Here is a 20,563-nt window from a genome sequence, read left to right as displayed (position 1 = left end):
GGTATTTTGCTTAAGTGACCGTTTTATTTGTCTAAAAGAACATACTTGAATTATTCCCTTGCGGAGCATATAATGTAATAGTCGGAATTGTGTGTCAATTTGTGAAAGTTGATGAAATTTGTGGTTTAAGGGAGTGATTATTGTGGCTGGTAAAATAAAAGAAATCATAGATCATATCATACAAGAACGATCAAGAGGGAATCCTGACATTGCGGAAGTGACAAAGGCGAAATTTATTCTAAAAGGGATTAATCCGAACAAATTCAGCAGTGATTCGGCTGATGACGCTGATATTATAAATAAACTTCTCGCTATTGCCAAGCAATTAAATGTGGAGATTTTAGAAGGGGCAAGCAGCAATATAAAATCTGTTGTATCTATGGAAATTAATGAAGAAGAAGCTGTGCAAGATATTAAAAATCAATTAAAAGGGTTTAACGTTAAGCTGCTTGTATTTTTTGCATCTTCCTGTTTTAACCAAGCTCGTATGAGCCATCTGATGCAAGCGGCTTTTAAAGACAGTATCGTATTCGGATGCTCTACGGCCGGTGAAATAGCAAATGGAGCATTCTTAAAAAACGCTATTGTAGCCACTGCCTTTCATTCAAACATTATTGCCGATGCGAAAGTGGAAGTCATTGAGCAAATGCAAAAGGGGCTACGGGTTGAAGCTGCATTTTCCTCCTTTGAAACTTATTTTAGGGAGAGCTGCTACACCATGGATGTAACAAGGTATCTTGGAATCGTGCTGATTGACGGAATAAGCATGAAAGAAGAAAGGCTGATGGATCGAATCGGAAATCGTTCCAATGTATATTTCGTTGGAGGGTCTGCAGGAGATGATGGTAAATATGACAGGACGTTTGTCTATGCAAATGGCAGAGCGTATGCGGATTCAGCTGTTCTCGTTCTGATAAAAATGAACGACGAAGCTTCGTTTGATATTCTTAAAACGCAAAGTTATAAAGCGCTGAATGATAAGTTAATCGCGACTAAAGTGAATGAAGAAACAAGAGAAGTAATGGAGTTCAATAATAAGCCTGCTATTTTAGCCTATGCGGAGGCTGTCGGAGCCTCTTCCATAGAAGAAGCGACGAAATATTTTACGACTCATCCGGTAGGGTTGATTATCGGGGGAAATGATATATTTGTAAGAAGCCCTCGGGAAAGGAACGGAACAAATATAAAATTTTATTGCAATTTACTTCAGGGAATGGAGGTCACATTACTGGAAGCCACCGATATCGTTCAAGATACCAAGGATGCTTTAGAAAAGAAAATGCATGCACCTGAAAAGATCGAAGGTCTCCTCCATTTCCAATGTGTACAGCGGACTCAAGCATTAGAGAAGAACAATCTCGTAAAAGAATACGGCGAAATCTTTAAAGGTATTCCAAACAGTGGATTTTCTACCTACGGTGAAGAATATATCGGGCATATGAATCAAACCTCTACGATGTTGATCTTTAAGACCAATGCAATTCGATCGACTAGTTCCTCTTGCAATTTAGAAGAATTGGCAGACGGCATCCTATCTCATCACGAAAGATGGCACGGCAACAGATATCCAATGGGATCCAAAGGTGAAGCAATCCCAAGAATAGCAAGAATTCTTGCTATTGCTGACAGCTATGCGGCTATGACAAGTGATCGAGTTTATCAAAGTACGTTAAGCAAAGAAGAGGCAATGGGAGAAGAGTAGTCCATAAAAAATGACCGCTCTAAGGGTTGTCATTTTCTAATGCAGAATAAAATGTATTGACGTAGATGCTCCCTATATGATATAATAACTCAATTAAAGGGGAGTAGCTTAAAAGTTATAACGTCAACAACCGGTAATTTCGATTGCCTGGCTTTATACTCCAAAGGGAAAGCAAGACCTTTAACATGAGTCATTTTGAATGAGTTATGTTAAAGGTCTTTTTTATTACTCAGGGGATATCGACGGTCTTTTGGAATATCAAGGAATTTCACAGATAAAATGAAAGTGAATTTTGTAAATAGACTTTTGTTTGCTATAAAACAAATAGGTCTGAAAAAAGGGGAATTTGACAAGATAGATAGTGGAGAGATGTTTCAAATGAAGGAAGGAGCGATTTATTAATGGATGTTTTTTCGGCTCAGTTTTGGTCGGTGTTGCTGACCATTATTGTCACGGACTTGGTTTTGGCGGGTGACAATGCGATTGTCATTGGATTAGCTGCCAGAAACCTGCCGCGTGAGAATCAGAAAAAAGCTATTGTTCTGGGAACATGTGGTGCAATTGTTGTTCGTTCAGTATTAACTTTAGTCGTGGTATGGCTTTTAAGAATCCCGGGGTTATTGTTAGTCGGAGGGCTTTTGCTGATACGAATAGCGTATAAACTCCTTGTAGAGGAAAAGGGACATGACAATATGAAGTCAGGCGACAGCTTACTGGCTGCAATTAAAACCATTATCGTCGCAGATGCGGTGATGGGATTGGATAATGTCCTTGCAGTGGCAGGAGCTGCACACGGAAGCTTTTTCATGGTTGTCTTAGGACTTCTGATCAGTGTTCCGATTGTCGTTTGGGGGAGCACCATCATCCTCAAGTGGATAGAGCGGTTCCCGGCGATTATTTACATCGGTGCTGGAGTGCTGGCTTGGACTTCCTCTAAAATGATTGCGGAAGAACCATTTTTAAAAAGTTTCTTTGAAGAGTATATCTTTATAAAGTGGGCATTAGAGCTAGTGATAGTTCTTGGCGTTCTTTTTGCAGGAAGAATGAAAAAACGAAAGAGCGCTAAAGAATTAGGTTCATCTTAAAAAAGACAGTAAAAGTTTTAGGAGAGTTTCCATTATAGCAGTCATTTGCACAGAAAAAGAAAAGGAGTGTTTTATATAATGAAAAAAATATTAGTACCTGTTGATGGTTCTGCGGGTTCAGACAAATCCGTACTTTTTGCCATTTCTCTTGCAGAAGGCAAAGACGATGAAATCGTTTTGCTCAATGTTCAGCCCAGTTATAATACTCCGAATGTGAAGCGTTTTTTCAGCCAGGAACAAATCCATTCATTTCAGGAAGAATCCAGCAAAGAGGTGCTGGAACATACGTTAGAACTGATAAATAATACTTCTCTTTCCGTTCGCACAGTGGTTAGAAACGGGGACCCGGGTAACGAGATTTGTGAAGAAGCAAAAGAAAGTTCGGTGGACCTTATTGTAATGGGCTATAGAGGTCTGGGAACGGTTAAACGGGCACTGATGGGAAGTGTTGCTACGCATGTCCTTCATGAGACCACTTGTCCGGTCACGATCGTGCCATAAAGTGAACAGAAGATAAAACATTTACGGAAGAGTATGCTGCTTCACTTGAATAATGATGCGATACCTATTATTATATAAATAGACAAGTATATAATAATTAGAAAAAGGAGATGTAAGAACATGTCGGGGAGAAAGCATTTTACCTACGAAGAAGCAAAGAAATATGGAGAAGAGTTGGGTGTTGATTGGAATAGATTTGATGTAGAGCAATTTCGAATGGGCATGGGGGTAGAACTTGAACATGGAAGCAGGAATCCTATTACCAATGTGACCAATGATGACTGTTTAACCACTGCAAAGATTGCATTGGCCCATTTAGAAGAATTTCCGGATTATTATATCCGTCTCATTCAAATGGAAGAAGAAGCAGAAGAATATTGGAAAAATTACAAACGATAGTCTGTCCTTATGCGTACAGGATTGACGGCGGACGGAATAACAACAATACCGCATGAAAAAAAGAGGGGGTTTATTTATTTTAAGCCAGCCTCTTTTTTCATGGATGTATCGTGTTTTTATGAAAGAAGAACTCGGTCGTTGGCAAATTCTTCGCCGCTCGCCTGGCCGAATCGCTTTAACAGCTCTTCTACCGTTAATTGTTGCTTTTCTCCGCCTTTGATATCCAGGATAATACGACCCTCGTGCATCATGATCAATCGATTACCGTATTCAATTGCATGACGCATATTGTGTGTCACCATCAGAGTCGTGAGTCTGCCTTCTTCTACAAGCTTTTTGCTGAGCTGCATAACCTTTTCGGCAGTTTTCGGATCAAGGGCCGCTGTATGCTCATCCAAGAGAAGAATCTTGGGTTTTTGGAGTGTAGCCATTAAAAGAGTCAGCGCCTGCCGCTGACCGCCGGACAGCAGCCCGACTTTGTCGCTTAATCGATTTTCCAGTCCCAGTTCCAGATGGCTCAATAATTCTCGATAGAGGTCCCGTTCTTTATTTTTGATTCCCCATTTTAGCGTGCGCAGCTGACCGCGTCTATACGCAAGCGCTAAATTCTCCTCGATACCCATATTCGCCGCTGTGCCCATCATCGGGTCCTGAAATACACGTCCGATAATACTTGCACGCCGGTGTTCCGACAATTTGGTTAAATCTTTGTCGTCCACAATAATGGAGCCTTGATCCACGCTATGAACGCCGGCTACACAATTCAGCAAAGTCGATTTACCCGCTCCGTTTCCGCCGATCAAAGTGACAAAATCGCCTTCTTCCAGTGTAAGATTCAGATTACGCAGGGCAATTTTTTCATTAATCGTTCCTACGTTAAATATTTTATAGATTTCATTCATTGTGAGCATCTTACACTTCCTCCTTGATCGATTTCTTTACCGGCCGCAGATAAGCCTTGAACATCGGAAGTGATAATGCGGCGGCAACCGTAAGTGCGGTAAATAGCCGCAGGTCGTTTGCAGGCATTCCAAGCCATAATACAAAAGCGATAATCACTCGGTAAATGATGGCACCCAACACCAATGTAAGCAATTTCTTAAAGAAATTTCTGCTTGCAAAGATAACTTCCCCGATAATAACAGAGGCCAGCCCGATAACGATGGAGCCGATCCCCATTTGAATATCTGCATACGTTTGGCTTTGTGCAATCAGTGCTCCGCAAAGAGCTACCAAACCGTTACTGATGACAAGTCCAAGCATAATCATGTTATTGGTATTGATCCCCTGCGCACGAGCCATTTGAAAATTGGTTCCCGTAGCTCGTATCGCGCAGCCGATTTCAGTGCCGAAGAACCAGTATAAAATACTGACCAACCCTATGACAAAGATCAACGCAAACAGGATAACTGAATTGGTATGATTGAGCCCTATGTTTTCCAAACCGGTATAAACGGTGTCAATACGCAGCAGAGAAATCGTCGCTTTCCCCATAATGTGCAGATTCACCGAATATAATCCGATCATCGTCAGGATACCCGAAAGTAGGGCAGGAATTTGAAGTTTTGTATGAAAAATCCCCGTTACCAGTCCGGCCGCCATACCCCCTAAAAGGGCAAGGAGAGTGGCCGCAAAAGGATTCATTCCACTGTAGATGGAGTAAGAAGCAATTGCTGCCCCAGTAGTAATGCTTCCCTCTACTGTCAGGTCTGCGATTTCAAGGATTCTGAAGGTGATATATACACCGATGGTCATAACAGCCCATATGAGTCCCAAAGAAACCGCGCCTAATAAAATATTTAACATGTTTTTTCCTCGCTTTTGTTTCGTGACTTACAATTTATTGCTCTTCGTCTTGAATAACGTATTGCTGAAGATCAGCAGGGATTTCAAGACCGATTTCTTTTGCTACTGTTCCATTGATAGCGAAATCAAACTTAGCTGCCTTTTCAATTGGCATCGTTGCAGGTTCTGCTTCACCCTTCAAGATTTTCACTGCCATCAGGCCTGTCTGATACCCTAAATCTTTGTAGTTAATACCGAGAGTCGCCAGACCGCCGTTCTGTACCATTCCGGATTCGCCGCAGATGACAGGCGTCTTGGATTCTGCCGTAATGCCATGAACGACTGGCATTGCAGAAGCAAATACGTTATCGGTAGGAACATAGATGGCATCACACTGTCTCACGATGGACTGTGTAGCCTGCTGTACATCATTGGAATTTGTTACAGTCACTTCAACATATTTCAAGCCTGCTTTTTCTATGGCTTCCTTTGCCATCTTTGCCTGTAATACAGAGTTGTCTTCACTCGAAGTATAAAGAACACCCACTGTTTTTGCCTCTGGCACTAATTTTATTAATAAGTCAATTTGTTCTTGGATAGGATTCATATCGGTTGTTCCTGTAACATTACCTCCCGGTGCGTCATTGGAGTCCACCAGTCTGGCTATCTCATAATCCGTAACGGCGGTTCCAAGGATCGGAATGTCAGTGGTCTTTCCTGCAATGGCCTGAGTGGCTTGAGTGGCAATAGCCAATACTAAATCTGATTTATTGCTTACAAATCGGTCGCTGATACTGGAAAGGTTGCTCTGATCTCCCTGTGCATTTTGAACATCAATAGTAACCGTCTCACCGTCTACATAACCGTTGTCGGCAAGTGCCTGAATAAACCCTTCACGTGCCGCATCTAAGGCACTGTGTTCAACATACTGAATGATACCGATAACAGGCTTTTTTTCTCCGTCAGCCGCTTTGCTTTTTTCGCCGCCGCAGCCTGTAACTACTGCTGCCATTAATGAAACTAATAGCAGCGCTACAACATTTTTTTTAAGATTTTTCATTTTGTTTCCTCCATTTGCTACTTGATACTACAAACAATATAATCGTGTGAAAAAAGACAATAAAAAACCGACATTCGGATACACCCAAATGCCGGTAATCATTTATACCAATCACGGGTGTACGGCTAATAGCGCTCCCACCCGTAACGAAATATCGTTAGGATACAGAGCGCTTCCTAAAAAAGTAAAAATAATAATTGTCGATAAAAGATACCGTTCTCATTTCAATCACCATTCCAAATTGTTTTTTGTTACTATACCATCATATTTATATCAAGTCAACAGAATTTTCTAAAAAAGTTGTGTGTTGGAAACAATAACCTAAGCAGTTCTTATAGAAATTATTACGGGATAGCATGAAATTGGGATTGTCTGCATTGACTAAATACCATATTATTAATAAGGAAACTATTTTTTAAATGAATGATTTGTTATTTTTTTTGGAAATATTATAGAAGGATGATCGAGATTGCAGCTCATTAGATTGCAATAACAACATAGAGGAGGAAAAATGCAAAAAGGACTGACATTTGGCATATATCCGCTGAGTGCAGCCGGTACTCCCGCGGGTTTGGCAGTGGGACCGGACGACAACTATGAAAAGATTCAAAGCGCAATCAAGAACCTTGGCGGTTTAAAAAAATTATATCCAAGAGTTTACCTCATATATACCAAGGAGTGGGAAGCAAAAATGCTGTCACTTGCGGAACGTTATTATTCGGCAGGATTGCTAGCTGATTTGACATTGGGATGCGGAGATTGGACGACTCATCAAGAGACAGAGATCGAATTACAGAACTGGTTAGAGTTCATTCGAAAAATCGTTAACCGATATGGTAAATATTTAACCTCTCTTCAAATTACGAATGAACCCAACCTATCCTTTATGGAAGGTTCAAAGCCATATATCATGCAAGCACTTGTTGAGGGAGTGATTACTGCGAAAAAGGAATCAAGAAACCAGGGAATTCCTTTAAAAATTGGATTTGGTTCCGTGCCGGACGGCCCCGTGTCTGTACCGCATTTTTGGGAAAACTTAGCGGAAGAAGGCGGAGAGGAATTTAGCAATTCTGTTGATTTTGTAGGACACAACTTCTACACAGATGTGTTTGAGGACAAACCGTTGAGCTCAGCGGAAATAACGAAATTTGTAGAAGAGACTCTTCGTGATTTGAGAGAAAGGAATCTTCCTATTGTCGGAATACCGGATTCCATTTCGATTCGTGTAACGGAAAATGGATGGCCAACGGGAAAGAATCCCTTTACCAACATAGAAAGGCCGTATGATCGTCAGTCGGAGGTACTGGAACTAATTATTAGAACAATATATGATCTGAGAAACGAACTAAACATATCCCATTATGAGTTATTTGGGTTACGTGATGCGGATAGCCGAGAAGAAGATCTTTTTCATCAATTCGGAATTATGCGTGATGATTATACCCCTAAGCCTGCTTATGCTACCTTTAAGAAATTAATAGAAGAGTTGTCCTGTTAATACGTCAAATTTGTTACAAAGCCTACTGAAACTGCTTTGAACATTGACAAAGTTTAATCCAAGTAGTAGCATAAATACATAAACATATGCTTATATGATTATGTATAAGCAGGAGGAGGATGATTGAATGATTAACAGCCAGGAAACGGACGCACTTTGCAATTGCGCAATTATTCATGAAGATACCTTAAACAAAGTGAGGGGGGAGATGATCGGTGATCGTCATCTTCTCAAAATGGCAGAGCTTTTTAAAACATTTAGCGATCCGACGCGTCTTAAGATTATCAATGCACTGATACTTTCGGAAATGTGCGTGTGTGATATTGCGGCATTGTTGAACATGAATCAGCCTGCTATCTCGCATCACTTGAAGGTTCTTCGGCAGGCAGAACTTATTAAATATCGGCGGGAAGGAAAAACCGTCTATTATTCATTGGATGATGAACATATAGAACTGTTGTTTAAGCAAGGTTTAGCGCATGTAATAGAAAAGTAGGATATGCGAAACGGTTTGCCGATGCGGTATCCACGGACATGGGTTAGCTATAGCTAACATAAATTGCATTTCAAGGAATTTTTTCAGAGAGGAGCAGAAACATGATGATCATAGATGAGAACAGTAAAGAACCCCTGTATGCTCAGTTATATAGGCAATTAAAAACGGATATTTTGAGCGGTATTCTTCAATCAGGAACAAAGCTCCAATCAAGCAGGTGTGTATCCGCTGAACTTCATATCAGCAGGAATACGGTTGAATTAGCCTATGACCAATTATTTGCTGAGGGCCTAATAATAAGTATACCGCGCAGAGGCTATTATGTAGAGAAATTAGACATAAAGGAATATCAGGAATGCGAGAATTCCAATCATAATCAGGAAATTTCAATATTGAATGATGAACTCAAATATGATTTTAGATGCGGCAAGCTTCTTTTTTCAGAACTTCCCTGCGGTCAGTGGCATAAATTGCTCAGCAGATGTTTCCGTAATTATAAAGATGAAATGACTCTTCAAAAATCGGCTTTTGGTGAAATTGGTCTTCGTACACAAATACAAAAATATATACATAAATACCGTAATGTAAATTGCTCAGCAGAGCAGATCGTTGTATCGGTAGGAACGCAACTTTGTCTGGATATTATCTGCCGCCTGATAAAGCCTATGAACCAAGAGACGTGTATAGCCGTAGAAGAGCCGGGCTATGATCAATCGCGCATTACTTTTGAGAATAATGGCTTCCAACTGCACCCGATGGAATTGGATAAGCACGGAGCGATGGTGCAGCCCTTAATGGCGAAAGATCTTTTAGCTGCGTATATCACACCTTCTCACCAATTTCCCACAGGGACTGTTATGTCTATGTCCAGGCGAACAGAATTTGTGAAGTGGGCCATGCAAAAGGAAACTTATATTATTGAAGATGATTATAATTGCCATTTTCAGCATGATCTCAGACCAATTCCATCGCTTCAATCTCTTTGCGCGGATAGAGTTTTTTACATAGGAAGTTTTTCTGACATATTATTTCCGTGCATTAATGTTTCCTATATGGTTGTTCCGGAGAAACTGTTAACTAAGTTACATCGTTTGATGGACCATTATGCGCCTTTTGCACCATTCCTAACGCAGAAACCTTTGGAGCTGTTTATGGGAGAAGGTCATTGGGAAAGCCATCTGAGAAAGATGAGAAAAAGGTGCAGGGCGAAAAACGAAGCGCTTGTGAGTATACTTAAACATAGATTTGGGGATAGTATTACTATTCGAGGTGATCATACAGGGTCGCATCTGCTCGTTCAGGTAAATTGGCCTATAGAAGAAAGCGAATTAATCAGCAGAGCCTACCACGCGGGGATAGGTGTTTATCCGACCTCAACGCATTGGAATCAATCTGCGAATAATAAAAATGTATCCGTACTGCTTAGCTATGGCGGACTTTCGCTTGAAGATATACCAATCGCAATTGAACATTTGTATCATGCTTGGCAGGATAGTATGCTTGGCGCCATACAAGAATTTGATACTGGTTCTTTTGCTTCGTGCTAGATCGGTTTACCATATAATTATGGGCAGGATTGATACCTGCGAGGTGACCTCCTACCTACTATATTATAAGGAGTGGTTTGTGATGCTTTTATCGCTGTCACCGGTTGGTGAAGTAAACCAGATCAAAGCAATTTGGGCTGAAGATAACATAAGAGCACGGCTGGAAGAAGTCGGAATATCTGTTGATTGCGAAGTGTCCGTAGTCTTAAAGACATTTAAAGAAGAGGCTCTTATTGTTAATGTTAACGGCAAACGTATTGGTATTGGTGAAGAACTGGCAAGAAAAATTGTTGTATAGACAGGTGGCTGTAACAATGAAAATCAGGTGATTTCATTGTTACAGCCATATTTTTTTACGTAATCGTGGAGCCATCGGGAGAATCAAAACTGGACCTTGTGCTTTTAGTTAGCACAAGCTAACATGGATACAGTGTATCCGTGATACCTATAGAACCTAAAGGATATACGGCTTTAGGTTCTTTATTAATTCTGAAAGGAGGGTGAAAAAGTGCGTAAAATGTTTGCTGTGATTACTACGCTGCTGATTTTTATTAGTATGCTTTCTATAACAGCGTCCGCCGCTACGGCTCATGAAACTTGGAACGATGTGGTGGATGAAATGGAGTCTGTCTTGAATGAATCTTACGATCTGTATGTATCGGGAGAGGCGAAAGCAGCAAAAGAGAAAGTTGATGTCGCCTATTACTCATACTATGAAAAACTTGGCTTTGAAAAAACGGTAATGGCGCATATATCGGGTAACAGGGCGGCAAAGGTGGAATATCAATTCAGCTTTGCCAAAAAAGCTATTAACGCCGGAAAAACAAACGGTGAAGTCAAAGAATCGCTGGATCAGCTAACAACATTTCTGAGAGAGGATGCCAACCAATTGGACGGCAAAAAAGAAAGTGCGGTGAGCGTTTTCCTTGCCTCGCTTTTGATTATAACAAGAGAAGGCTTTGAGGCCATTATCATTGTCGGTGCAATTATTGCTTATTTAGTCAAATCCGGGAATAAAGAAAAAACCGGTGCCGTATATTGGGGCTCCGTTATTGCTTTGGGGGCAAGTGTCGTGATGGCCTTTATCCTGAACAGTTTGTCTGGTGCGAACGGTGCAAATCAGGAAATCACAGAGGGGATGACAATGCTCCTTGCGGTTGTTGTGCTGTTTTATGTCAGCAATTGGATGGTTTCCAAGTCGGAGTCCGCGGTCTGGACGAATTATATCGAAGGGAAAGTCCAAAGCTCAATCAGCAAAGGCAGTATCTTTTCTCTTGCGTTTGCTGCATTTCTCGCAGTTTTCAGAGAAGGAGCCGAGACGATTCTTTTCTATCAGGCACTTTTAGCTGGGACGAGTACATATTACAATATGATCTGGATTGGGCTTGGGATAGGATGCTTGCTTCTCGTGGTCATCTATATTTTGATTCGCTTCATGAGCATTAAGCTGCCGCTGAAACCATTTTTTCTTGGTACCAGTATCTTGCTGTTTATCATGTCCATTTCTTTTGTGGGTTCCGGCGTCAAAGAATTACAAGAAGGCAACTTGATCGGTGTTACGCCGGTATCGGGTATTAATTCCGTTGATATTTTAGGAATTTATCCAACGTTGGAAACGTTGATTCCACAGGCAGTTCTTCTCATATTGACCATCATTACGTTTGTGATACAGATTAAAAAATCGAAGAAATTGCGAGAAATCAGAGAAGCTTCCTCAGATGGACCAGACGTTGGACAATGACAAATGTTACTATTTAAACTTATATTATAAAACATTTTTAGGAGGGATAATCAATGAAACTTAAAAAAACATCTATTATTGCCCTGAGTTTGCTAATGATCCTATCATTTGCATTTACAGGATGCTCATCAAGCGACAATTCCGCTGATTCGACTGACCCGTCAGCAACTGCGGAGGATACAAAGGGAAACGATGACGGTGCGGCTGCTCCCGGTGAGGCCGCTGGCTTTGAGGAATTTCCAATTGGAGATGATCAGGAACTCGGACCACTGAATGTTGCTGCGGTTTATTTCCAGCCGGTAGATATGGAACCGGTCGGAAACAGCCTTCCGGCATCTGAAGCCGATATGCATATAGAAGCTGATATCTCTGCATTAAAAAATGATTTGGGATATGGCGTGGGCGATTTTGTTCCTTATCTTACTGTAAAATACGAAATCCTCAATGAAGCTGGAAAGACAGTACAGGAAGGAACCTTCATGCCGATGAGTGCCAGCGACGGACCTCATTATGGCGCAAATATCAAGCTCGGGGAAGCAGGCACCTATAAGGTTCGTTTCATTATTGAAAACCCGGAAGCACAGGGATACTTGCTGCACGTTGATAAAGAAACAGGCGTTACAGGAAAATACTGGACAGATCCCCTTATAGCGGAATGGGATTTTGATTATGTGCCTAGAGTTTGGTAATCTACTTAACTAATATGAACGAATAATATCACATGGATATTATAAACGCCATGATCAGTCCGAGTGTATGCACGAAACTATCATGGCGTGTTTTATTTGTACCTAAAGGAGGTGGTAATATCATGCTGAAATATATGATACTGGTTGTGCAAAACTCGCTTACCACCGGTATTCTTTTGGCGATGCTGTTTGGTTTCGTACAGCTTAGCGGCAGGCCAAAACAGAAGCCTTTTCTGATCGGAGGACTGATCGTTGGCATGATAGCGGCATTTGTATTGGCCGTGCTCAAGTCCACAACTATTCTAATTAACAGAGAGTATTTTAATATCGGTATTTTATCTGCCGCGATCCTGGCAGAAGTTCTTTTTTATATATTTTTGTGGGGAGGAAAGAGTCAAAACAGGTGGCCGGTGTTTCATGAAAGAGCAGGAAGCATCTTATCTGCCGTCTTAATAACCTTTCTGCTGCTCTATTGCCTGCCGGATATATTCTTGTATCCTACCGATTTTCTAATGTCAGGGGAAAGTGTATTCAGTACAGATTTTCTCTTCAAAACGATTGGATATTTGATTGGATTACTTATTGTGATCCTTTCTGCCGTTGCCCTATATAAGGTCGGAACGAATTTATCGTGTAAACCGGTATGTATTCTTTTGACCATTGGGCTTACGGTAAACATGGTAAACCAATTTGCGGCCATTTTGCAGTTCTTGCTGGGAAGACGTATCATTCCTATGCAAAAGGGACTGTTTGAATTTATCAAAATGGCAATTAACTATAACAATAGCTTTTTATACAGCATTATGGCGGTCACGAGTTTGTTGGCAATCTTATTGTGGGTCAAAAGTAAACATCCTTCCGAACCCTTTACAAATCCTGCACAACACCGGAAGCTACGGGCAGCATCGCGCAGACAAAGGCGCTGGTGCGCAGTTGTTTTGACAGGATATATTCTCGCAGTCCTATGCTTGACGGTCGCTAAGGAATACGATGAAAGAGAAATCGTTCTTTCCCCTGCCGAACCGATGGATATTGTTGGCAGCGAGATTATGATACCGCTTGAAAATATCAATGATGGTCATTTACATCGTTTTGTATATACAACTACGAATGGGACTGAGGTTCGATTTATTATCATTAAAAAAAATGCAAACTCTTTTGGTGTTGGACTGGATGCCTGCGATATTTGCGGACCGACAGGCTATTATGAGCGTGATGACGAGGTGATCTGCAAACTTTGCGATGTTGTCATGAACAAGTCAACTATTGGATTTAAAGGTGGATGCAACCCTGTACCGCTTTCCTACACGCTCAGCGGGGGCAAGATGGTGATCCAAACACAGAACTTGGAAAACGAAAAAAGCAGATTTGAATAAAGGAGGTGACGGTATGTTTTGGAGAATGGTAAAAGGTGCGCTTTTCCGCCAAAAAGGGAAGATGCTGATGATTGCATTTACCATTGCATTAGGAGCCTCTCTTACGACGGCCATGCTCAATGTAATGCTTGATGTCGGGGATAAAGTGAATCAGGAGTTAAAAACCTATGGGGCCAATATCAATGTATTGCCTAAAGGAACTTCTTTGCTGGACGATCTTTACGGTGTCGAAGAAGATTCCGGCGTGACCGGTCAATATTTGCAGGAATCAGAACTTGGCAATATTAAAACCATTTTTTGGGCTTATAATATTGTGGATTTTACGCCTTATCTCGATATACAAGTAACGCTGCCGGATCAAAACAAAGAAACAAAACTTGTCGGAACCTGGTTTGAACATCATATGGAGCTGCCCACCGGAGAGACCTTAAATACAGGAATGAAGAATATGAAAAACTGGTGGGATGTCTCCGGTCAGTGGATTTCAGATCAGGAGGAAAATGCGGCCATGGTAGGAAGTCTTGTTGCAGGCAGAAACAATATTCAGGTGGGAGATACCATTGTGGTTGAAAACGGAGGCCAAACAAAAGAGCTGGTGGTCAAGGGGATTTTCAATGCCGGAAGCGATGAGGACGAGCGAATTTATGTCCCGCTGCAGACCGCACAGAAATTAGCAGAGCGTATCGGGCTTGTAAACAGTGTGGAGGTCAGCGCCCTGACGACGCCTGACAATGAACTGGCCCGCAAGGCGGCGCAGAACCCCAGCAGTCTCTCCATTAAGGAATGGGAAACCTGGTATTGTACCGCTTATGTCAGTGCCATCAGCTATCAGATCGAAGAAGTGATCACGGATTCGGTGGCGAAGCCGATTCGTCAGGTGGCAGAATCGGAAGGAGCCATCCTTGAAAAAACGCAGCTGTTGATGTTGCTTATCACGATCTTGAGTTTGATCGGCTCCGCATTGGGCATCTCGAATCTTGTAACAGCCAGTGTGATGGAACGCAGCCGTGAAATAGGATTGCTAAAGGCAGTAGGCGCCCATAATTCGCCGATTTCAAGGCTTATCTTAACGGAAATTCTTGTCACTGCGATTGTGGGAGGTGTCGCCGGGTACTTTGCAGGACTTGGATTTGCTCAAATTATCGGGCAGTCGGTTTTTGATTCAGCCATTGATATAAAACCGATGGTGATCCCGCTTGTGGCGGTTCTGGTTTCAATTGTAACGCTGGCGGGATGTATTCCGTCTATTCGGCTTTTGCTGTCGCTTCGTCCGGCAGAAGTTCTACATGGCAGGTGATGGTATGAAAAAACAAACAATGTATTTTAAAATGATAACAAGTTCTTTTATCCGCCGCCGTTCCAGAATGATTGTTGCTCTTTTAGCAGTAGCAATTGGTGCGACCGTTCTTTCCGGACTCGTTACAATCTACTATGATATTCCCAGACAGATGGGTCAGGAATTCCGGTCTTACGGCGCAAACCTTATATTGATGCCCGGGGGCAGTGATTCGGTATTAAGCGCTGATGAGATCGAACAGGTGAGAGAATTTCTTCCCGTTAATAATGTTGTGGGAATTGCTCCTTATCGCTACGAGACGGTCAAGATCAACGAGCAGCCGTTTATGGCCGCAGGGACAGAGCTGGCTGAAGTAAAAAAAACGAGTCCCTATTGGTATGTTTCGGGGGAATGGCCGGAGCAGAATGGGGCTGTTCTTATCGGACAGGAAGTGGCAGACTATATTCGTCTTTCACAGGGAGATTCTTTTACGGTGACCGGCACGGATAGTAATGGGGAGAGCTTTAGTCACGATTTTACCGTAGCCGGAATTGTTCAAACAGGGGGTACAGAAGAAGAATTCATTTATATGTCTCTTTTGGATTTAGATAATTTAATGGGGAACAGCGGCGAATTTGACGTTGTCGAATGCAGCATTTCAGCTTCTCAGACAGCGCTTACGGATATTGTAAGTCAGATTAGTGAAAACGTCGAGGAGGTTACTCCCCGCCTGGTGAAGCGTGTCACCGAATCAGAGGGAACGGTTTTAACCAAGCTTCAGGCCTTGGTGTATTTGGTGACAGCTGTTGTACTGCTGCTTACTATGATTTGTGTCGCAACTACTATGATGGCGGTGGTTACAGAACGACGTAAGGAAATTGGTCTGAAAAAAGCGTTGGGAGCCGCCAATAGAGGCATTGTCATGGAATTTCTTGGAGAAGGAGTGCTTTTAGGCGGATTGGGAGGCTTGCTGGGGGTTGCGCTTGGATTTGTGTTTGCTCAAACAGTCAGCATCAATGTCTTTAACCGCTCCATATCTTTTCAACTTTTACTGGTACCGGTAACCTTAGCCGTTTCGATTGCGATTACCGGGCTTGCGTGTCTGATTCCAGTCAGAAGTGCGACAGACGTTGATCCGGCAATCGTTTTACGCGGTGAATAAAGGAGGATGCAGAGGATGAATTTATTAGAGCTGAAAGACATTTCAAAAATTTACGGAAACGTCAACGCCTTGCAGCACATCAACCTGACTGTTCAACAGGGTGAATGGCTGGCAATCATGGGGCCTTCCGGTTCCGGAAAAAGTACGATGATGAATATTATAGGATGTATGGATAAACCTTCCAATGGATCTGTTATTCTTGACGGTACAAATATTTCAAAGGAAAATGCAAAAAGTTTAACGAATATACGGCGTGATAAAATAGGTCTGATTTTCCAACAGTTCCATTTGATTAACTACCTTACCGCCTTAGAGAACGTGATGGTGGCTCAGTATTACCACAGTATGCCGGATGAAAAAGAGGCATTACAGGCGCTGGAACGCGTTGGACTTGGAGAACGGGCCAAACATCTTCCCAGTCAGTTATCAGGGGGTGAACAGCAAAGAGTTTGCATTGCCCGTGCGCTGATTAATTATCCTATGCTGATTCTGGCGGATGAGCCTACGGGAAACTTGGACGAAGCAAATGAAGGAATCGTATTGGATATTTTTAAACAGCTTCACAAAGAAGGCAGTACCATCATCGTTGTCACCCATGATCCTGAAGTGGCCGAGGAGGCGCAGCGCACCGTTGTGCTTGAGCATGGACGAATTGCAAAGATTGTTCAAAATGAAAGATAGACAGGAGGTATGTTTCAATGAAGCAGAAGACACTTTTTATTGTTTTTACGCTTATTTTTACATTATTGGTTTTGTCAGGATGCAGCAGCGATCCGGATACGATTACCTACAAAAGCGGTACGTATGTTGGGAAAAGCAGTGAGGATGACAGGGGTGCTTACGGAGAGGCGACGATTACCATCGACGATGGAAAAATTACAGACTGTGAATATGTGACCTGGCAGAAAGATGGAACTCCTAAGGATGAAAATTACGGGAAAGTAAACGATGATGTATCCAATGAGGATTATTACAAAAAGGCACAGGTTGCTGTAGCAGCAATGAAACAATATGCAGAGAAGCTTGTGGAAGTTCAAAAGCTGAAAGACGTAGAAGCCATATCCGGAGCTACGGTCTCTTTTAACCAATTCAATGAAGCGGTAAACGATGCTTTGGATAAAGCGAAGGTGTAAAAGAGGCAGTTAAATTTAAAAGAGAAACATCCGGTTATATTGTTATGTTTGAAATAGGAGGTAGTAGCTATGAAAGGCAGATTGTTATCCGGTATTACGGTTGCCGTTTTAGGAGCAATGATTATTTTGGTTCCGGTTTGCATATTTCCGACTTGTTCAGGAGTTATTGAAACTGCCGCCGGTGGCACGGTACCGATGAAATGCTTTTGGTCAGGACGGGCTGAAATCGGGATTGGTCTTCTGATCCTTTGTTCCGGCATCTTGTTTATCCTTGTTAAATCGCCGTTGATACGGATCGGAGTTAGCATTATGACTGCGCTATCCGGTTTTGTGGGTATTTTAATTCCCACACTGCTTATAGGCGGTTGTGAGATGATGACCATGAGCTGCAGGATGACATCATTCCCGGCGGTTATTGTATTAAGTGTTCTGACCATAGTTGTTAGTATAGCAAATTCCATTTATCTGTGGAAAAAGGATAAAAAATTACAAGGGAAGACCGATGGACAGTAAGCCGTTAAACACCATTAATATTGCGCGCTATTCTTTAAAACACAAGTCCTTTCGGTCAATGGGATTGATTCTTCTTGTGGCGGTGTTCGCCTTTACGCTTTTTGGAGGAACTGTATTATCAAAAAGCCTTGAGAATGGTATGAATAACCTGTCAAAAAGAATGGGAGCGGACATCCTTGCCGTGCCATATGGATATGAAGCAGCTATTCAAAGTGCTCTGTTAAGGGGAGAACCCAGTACTTTTTACTTTGATAGTGCCGTTGCCGATAAAGTAGCAGGTGTGGAGGGTGTGGGGAAGGTATCTCCGCAATTGTATATCGCAACATTAAATGCAGGCTGTTGTTCTTATCCTCTCCAACTGATTGGCTTTGATCCTGAGACGGACTTTGTCATTCAGCCTTGGATGTCAAACGAGCTGGCGCAACCGGTTTCAGATGGTGAAATTGTAATCGGCAGCAGCATCAATGCAGAAGTCGGGAAGAAACTTAAATTCTTTAATCAGACTTTTTTAATAGTCGGTCGTTTGGAAAAAACAGGTATGGGATTTGATACTTCCATATTCATGAATTTAAACACGGCCAAACAGGTGGCAAAAGCCTCCGAACGGCTTAAAGAACATCCGGTGGCGGAAAATGCGGATCTGATTTCTTCCGTTATGGTTAAAATTGAAAACGGTACGGATGTAAAAGATATTGCCAACAATATTTTGCAGGCTTATGCAAAAGACGGTGTGCATGTGGTGGTAGCTCAAAATATGATCAACAACATTTCAGACAATCTGCACGGACTCACCACTTATATTCTTATATTGGAAGCCGTTCTCTGGATATTGGCTGTTAGTGTACTTATTATTGTATTCTCTGTGACTTTAAACGGAAGGAAACGGGAATTCAGTATGTATAGGGTTCTGGGCGCGACAAAGAGCAAACTGATAAAATTGATTCTATGGGAATCATCGTTGATAAGTCTTTTGGGAACAATGGTTGGAATCCTGACAGCCATTCTTATTGTTTTCCCTTTCAGTACCTACATCAGTTCACTGTTGGGTTTACCTTATTTGATGCCTTCCTATGAAACCTTATTCGCCATAGCCGTGATGAGTTTTCTGATGTCCTTTATCGTAGGTCCACTTGCATCCGTTTATGGCGCGGTTAAAATAGGAAGCGCTGAGATCTATACGACCATGAGGGAGGGAGAATAATGCTACTGGAAATTAAGGCACTAACTAAAGAATACAAGCGTGGGAATAAAAAGTTCTTAGCTGTAAAGAATGTGGATTTGTCTGTAAATGATGGGGATTTTATCAGTATCATTGGACGCTCCGGGAGCGGTAAGAGCACGTTTCTCAATATGATTGCGGGACTGATTAAACCGACGGCAGGCAATATAAGGCTGGAAGGAACAGAAATTTATGGTTTAAACGATAGGGAAATTTCAAACTTGAGAAATACAAGACTTGGCTATATACCGCAGGGGCACGGTATCCTTACCAATTTCACTGTTTTCGATAATGTCAGATTGCCGCATTTCCTTTCAAAACGTCATGGCGATGCATCCGGAAGGGCAGCGTTTCTTCTGAACGAGGTTGGCATTTCTTCTCTTTCTGAAATGATGCCTTCTCAAATTTCCGGCGGAGAGCTACGTCGTGTTTTAATTGCAAGAGCATTGATGAATGAGCCGGAACTTTTGATTGCAGATGAACCTACATCCGATTTAGATATTCGAACAACGCAAGAAATTATGGAGCTTTTCGCCCGTATCAACAAGAGTGGTACAGCAGTTTTGATTGTCACACATGAACTGGATTCATTGAATTTTGGGAATAGAGTATTTACGATGAAATCCGGAGAATTATTGGAAGGAAATCAATTAAACTTCACTTAAGCTTTTTATAAAAAGAATAAGATAATTTAACGATTATTTGGAATATACAGAGGTGTATATGAATGAAAGATTATCTCCTACTTTAGAAAATTATATCCGGGCAATTTATGAAGTATGTGACAGCAGGGCTCAGGCGCGTGTAAGTGATGTTGCCATTCACTTAAACGTTACCAAATCCTGTGTTTGCCATACCACAAAAAAATTAGTTGCTTTTGGAATGTTGGAAAGAACTCGCCACAAAGAAATAGCACTTACCTCGCTGGGCATTAAGTATGCTATATTCCTGTGGAAACGTATTTTTATAGTAAAGTATTTTTTAGTTGAAACGATAGGCGTTACTATACAAGCTGCTGAGCTTGATGCTTGCCGCATAGGACATAAACTCAGCAATGAAACGTTATATTGCATGAGAAGGATAGTACCAGAAGTGGGGAAAAAGATCAGCACTGAAAAGCTTTTATCTAAATTTCAACCGGTCGGGATAACCCCCTTTTATTCATATGGTACACCCTCAGGAGGTCACACAAATGCCTCCGCATTTGCTGCTTTGCACTTCCTTTCTCAGGAATCTTGAATTGTAGCCTACACCTCAGTGTACCGCACTGCTTCGCTTACGGCTACGCTCTTTCGGTTTAAGTCCTATGAAAATTTAATAAATAAGTAGAAAGACTATAGCAAAAGCTATAGTCTTTTTGTTGAGCTGGTACTTGATGCAT

21 protein-coding genes and 1 pseudogene are annotated in these 20,563 nt (G+C 41.8%); 19 read left to right on the top strand and 3 right to left on the bottom strand.

The genetic code is table 11. The features are described from left to right. The first annotated feature begins 142 nt into the window (after nt 1-142). From JYB65_RS07790 to JYB65_RS07775, 4 genes are all read left to right on the top strand, one after another. Entirely contained in the window at nt 143-1,702 is a 1,560-nt protein-coding gene (locus JYB65_RS07790; protein WP_342366638.1) for an FIST N-terminal domain-containing protein, read from the top strand. Nucleotides 1,703-2,103: 401 nt separating this feature from the next. Next, nucleotides 2,104-2,787 carry a TerC family protein gene (locus JYB65_RS07785; RefSeq protein ID WP_206582087.1) on the top strand — a complete coding sequence of 228 codons (684 nt, stop codon included), beginning with the start codon at nt 2,104-2,106 and terminating at the stop codon, nt 2,785-2,787. Nucleotides 2,788-2,865: 78 nt separating this feature from the next. Continuing rightward, complete coding sequence (locus tag JYB65_RS07780; RefSeq protein ID WP_206582086.1) at nt 2,866-3,288, top strand: universal stress protein; 423 nt, start codon at nt 2,866-2,868, stop codon at nt 3,286-3,288. 120 nt (nt 3,289-3,408) lie between these two features. Continuing rightward, complete coding sequence (locus JYB65_RS07775; RefSeq protein WP_206582085.1) at nt 3,409-3,687, top strand: DUF5661 family protein; 279 nt, start codon at nt 3,409-3,411, stop codon at nt 3,685-3,687. 116 nt (nt 3,688-3,803) lie between these two features. Here JYB65_RS07775 and JYB65_RS07770 read toward each other — a convergent pair whose 3' ends face one another. From JYB65_RS07770 to JYB65_RS07760, 3 genes are read right to left on the bottom strand one after another with little or no spacing between them, the layout of a single operon-like run. Next, on the bottom strand, nt 3,804-4,598 hold the full coding sequence (locus JYB65_RS07770; protein ID WP_206582084.1) for an ABC transporter ATP-binding protein: 795 nt from the start codon (nt 4,596-4,598) through the stop codon (nt 3,804-3,806). A gap of 1 nt (nt 4,599) precedes the next feature. Continuing rightward, on the bottom strand, nt 4,600-5,493 hold the full coding sequence (locus tag JYB65_RS07765) for an ABC transporter permease (protein ID WP_206582083.1): 894 nt from the start codon (nt 5,491-5,493) through the stop codon (nt 4,600-4,602). Between the two features lie 34 nt (nt 5,494-5,527). After that, nucleotides 5,528-6,532, bottom strand: coding sequence for an ABC transporter substrate-binding protein (locus JYB65_RS07760; protein WP_206582082.1), 1,005 nt, complete (start codon nt 6,530-6,532; stop codon nt 5,528-5,530). Nucleotides 6,533-7,043: 511 nt separating this feature from the next. Here JYB65_RS07760 and JYB65_RS07755 point away from each other — a divergent pair. The 15 genes and pseudogenes from JYB65_RS07755 to JYB65_RS07685 all read left to right on the top strand — a co-directional run bounded on the left by JYB65_RS07755 (nt 7,044) and on the right by JYB65_RS07685 (nt 20,421). Further along, nucleotides 7,044-8,030: a hypothetical protein gene (locus JYB65_RS07755; protein WP_206582081.1), complete on the top strand. Its 987-nt coding sequence runs from the start codon at nt 7,044-7,046 to the stop codon at nt 8,028-8,030. Between the two features lie 127 nt (nt 8,031-8,157). Continuing rightward, nucleotides 8,158-8,526 (top strand): ArsR/SmtB family transcription factor, encoded by a 369-nt coding sequence (locus JYB65_RS07750; protein ID WP_206582080.1) that lies wholly within the window; start codon nt 8,158-8,160, stop codon nt 8,524-8,526. Nucleotides 8,527-8,627: 101 nt separating this feature from the next. Beyond that, entirely contained in the window at nt 8,628-10,073 is a 1,446-nt protein-coding gene (gene pdxR, locus JYB65_RS07745) for a MocR-like pyridoxine biosynthesis transcription factor PdxR (protein WP_206582079.1), read from the top strand. 82 nt (nt 10,074-10,155) lie between these two features. Next, on the top strand, nt 10,156-10,371 hold the full coding sequence (locus JYB65_RS07740; protein ID WP_245156636.1) for a FeoA family protein: 216 nt from the start codon (nt 10,156-10,158) through the stop codon (nt 10,369-10,371). A gap of 219 nt (nt 10,372-10,590) precedes the next feature. Beyond that, complete coding sequence (locus tag JYB65_RS07735; RefSeq protein ID WP_209010504.1) at nt 10,591-11,814, top strand: FTR1 family iron permease; 1,224 nt, start codon at nt 10,591-10,593, stop codon at nt 11,812-11,814. 53 nt (nt 11,815-11,867) lie between these two features. Then, the gene (locus tag JYB65_RS07730) at nt 11,868-12,503 is read left to right on the top strand and encodes an iron transporter (RefSeq protein ID WP_206582076.1); all 636 of its coding nucleotides are present in this window, start codon (nt 11,868-11,870) and stop codon (nt 12,501-12,503) included. Nucleotides 12,504-12,625: 122 nt separating this feature from the next. Then, a complete protein-coding gene (locus JYB65_RS07725; protein ID WP_206582075.1) occupies nt 12,626-13,879 on the top strand; it encodes a Fe-S-containing protein in 1,254 nt (417 codons plus the stop codon). A 13-nt stretch (nt 13,880-13,892) separates the two neighbouring features. Then, a complete protein-coding gene (locus tag JYB65_RS07720) occupies nt 13,893-15,176 on the top strand; it encodes an ABC transporter permease (protein WP_206582074.1) in 1,284 nt (427 codons plus the stop codon). Nucleotides 15,177-15,180: 4 nt separating this feature from the next. Next, nucleotides 15,181-16,317, top strand: a complete 1,137-nt coding sequence (locus JYB65_RS07715; protein ID WP_206582073.1) for an ABC transporter permease — start codon at nt 15,181-15,183, stop codon at nt 16,315-16,317. A gap of 6 nt (nt 16,318-16,323) precedes the next feature. After that, nucleotides 16,324-16,764: pseudogene (locus JYB65_RS15280) on the top strand (ABC transporter ATP-binding protein); the annotation flags it as partial. A gap of 251 nt (nt 16,765-17,015) precedes the next feature. Beyond that, nucleotides 17,016-17,450, top strand: a complete 435-nt coding sequence (locus JYB65_RS07705; protein WP_206582071.1) for an FMN-binding protein — start codon at nt 17,016-17,018, stop codon at nt 17,448-17,450. Between the two features lie 69 nt (nt 17,451-17,519). Continuing rightward, the gene (locus JYB65_RS07700) at nt 17,520-17,963 is read left to right on the top strand and encodes a DUF4418 family protein (protein ID WP_206582070.1); all 444 of its coding nucleotides are present in this window, start codon (nt 17,520-17,522) and stop codon (nt 17,961-17,963) included. Further along, a complete protein-coding gene (locus tag JYB65_RS07695; RefSeq protein WP_206582069.1) occupies nt 17,953-19,164 on the top strand; it encodes an ABC transporter permease in 1,212 nt (403 codons plus the stop codon). The genes JYB65_RS07700 and JYB65_RS07695 overlap by 11 nt, the downstream gene beginning before the upstream one ends. Further along, nucleotides 19,164-19,847: an ABC transporter ATP-binding protein gene (locus tag JYB65_RS07690; RefSeq protein ID WP_206582068.1), complete on the top strand. Its 684-nt coding sequence runs from the start codon at nt 19,164-19,166 to the stop codon at nt 19,845-19,847. The genes JYB65_RS07695 and JYB65_RS07690 overlap by 1 nt, the downstream gene beginning before the upstream one ends. 58 nt (nt 19,848-19,905) lie before the next feature. Then, nucleotides 19,906-20,421, top strand: coding sequence for a metal-dependent transcriptional regulator (locus JYB65_RS07685; protein ID WP_206582067.1), 516 nt, complete (start codon nt 19,906-19,908; stop codon nt 20,419-20,421). Nucleotides 20,422-20,563: the final 142 nt, after the last annotated feature.

It is taken from the genome of Clostridium aminobutyricum (assembly GCF_017255415.1).
Classification (GTDB): domain Bacteria; phylum Bacillota; class Clostridia; order Peptostreptococcales; family Anaerovoracaceae; genus Aminipila; species Aminipila aminobutyrica.
This window is presented reverse-complemented; position numbering and strand designations above follow the sequence as displayed.

What these genes read in the sequence shown, in the direction of transcription:
- JYB65_RS07785 (WP_206582087.1), top strand. Translation starts at nt 2,104, where the DNA reads ATGGATGTTTTTTCGGCTCAGTTTTGGTCGGTGTTGCTGACCATTATT.
- JYB65_RS07780 (WP_206582086.1), top strand. Translation starts at nt 2,866, where the DNA reads ATGAAAAAAATATTAGTACCTGTTGATGGTTCTGCGGGTTCAGACAAA.
- JYB65_RS07775 (WP_206582085.1), top strand. Translation starts at nt 3,409, where the DNA reads ATGTCGGGGAGAAAGCATTTTACCTACGAAGAAGCAAAGAAATATGGA.
- JYB65_RS07770 (WP_206582084.1), bottom strand. Translation starts at nt 4,598, where the DNA reads ATGCTCACAATGAATGAAATCTATAAAATATTTAACGTAGGAACGATT.
- JYB65_RS07765 (WP_206582083.1), bottom strand. Translation starts at nt 5,493, where the DNA reads ATGTTAAATATTTTATTAGGCGCGGTTTCTTTGGGACTCATATGGGCT.
- JYB65_RS07760 (WP_206582082.1), bottom strand. Translation starts at nt 6,532, where the DNA reads ATGAAAAATCTTAAAAAAAATGTTGTAGCGCTGCTATTAGTTTCATTA.
- JYB65_RS07755 (WP_206582081.1), top strand. Translation starts at nt 7,044, where the DNA reads ATGCAAAAAGGACTGACATTTGGCATATATCCGCTGAGTGCAGCCGGT.
- JYB65_RS07750 (WP_206582080.1), top strand. Translation starts at nt 8,158, where the DNA reads ATGATTAACAGCCAGGAAACGGACGCACTTTGCAATTGCGCAATTATT.
- pdxR (WP_206582079.1), top strand. Translation starts at nt 8,628, where the DNA reads ATGATGATCATAGATGAGAACAGTAAAGAACCCCTGTATGCTCAGTTA.
- JYB65_RS07740 (WP_245156636.1), top strand. Translation starts at nt 10,156, where the DNA reads ATGCTTTTATCGCTGTCACCGGTTGGTGAAGTAAACCAGATCAAAGCA.
- JYB65_RS07735 (WP_209010504.1), top strand. Translation starts at nt 10,591, where the DNA reads ATGTTTGCTGTGATTACTACGCTGCTGATTTTTATTAGTATGCTTTCT.
- JYB65_RS07730 (WP_206582076.1), top strand. Translation starts at nt 11,868, where the DNA reads ATGAAACTTAAAAAAACATCTATTATTGCCCTGAGTTTGCTAATGATC.
- JYB65_RS07725 (WP_206582075.1), top strand. Translation starts at nt 12,626, where the DNA reads ATGCTGAAATATATGATACTGGTTGTGCAAAACTCGCTTACCACCGGT.
- JYB65_RS07720 (WP_206582074.1), top strand. Translation starts at nt 13,893, where the DNA reads ATGTTTTGGAGAATGGTAAAAGGTGCGCTTTTCCGCCAAAAAGGGAAG.
- JYB65_RS07715 (WP_206582073.1), top strand. Translation starts at nt 15,181, where the DNA reads ATGAAAAAACAAACAATGTATTTTAAAATGATAACAAGTTCTTTTATC.
- JYB65_RS07705 (WP_206582071.1), top strand. Translation starts at nt 17,016, where the DNA reads ATGAAGCAGAAGACACTTTTTATTGTTTTTACGCTTATTTTTACATTA.
- JYB65_RS07700 (WP_206582070.1), top strand. Translation starts at nt 17,520, where the DNA reads ATGAAAGGCAGATTGTTATCCGGTATTACGGTTGCCGTTTTAGGAGCA.
- JYB65_RS07695 (WP_206582069.1), top strand. Translation starts at nt 17,953, where the DNA reads ATGGACAGTAAGCCGTTAAACACCATTAATATTGCGCGCTATTCTTTA.
- JYB65_RS07690 (WP_206582068.1), top strand. Translation starts at nt 19,164, where the DNA reads ATGCTACTGGAAATTAAGGCACTAACTAAAGAATACAAGCGTGGGAAT.
- JYB65_RS07685 (WP_206582067.1), top strand. Translation starts at nt 19,906, where the DNA reads ATGAATGAAAGATTATCTCCTACTTTAGAAAATTATATCCGGGCAATT.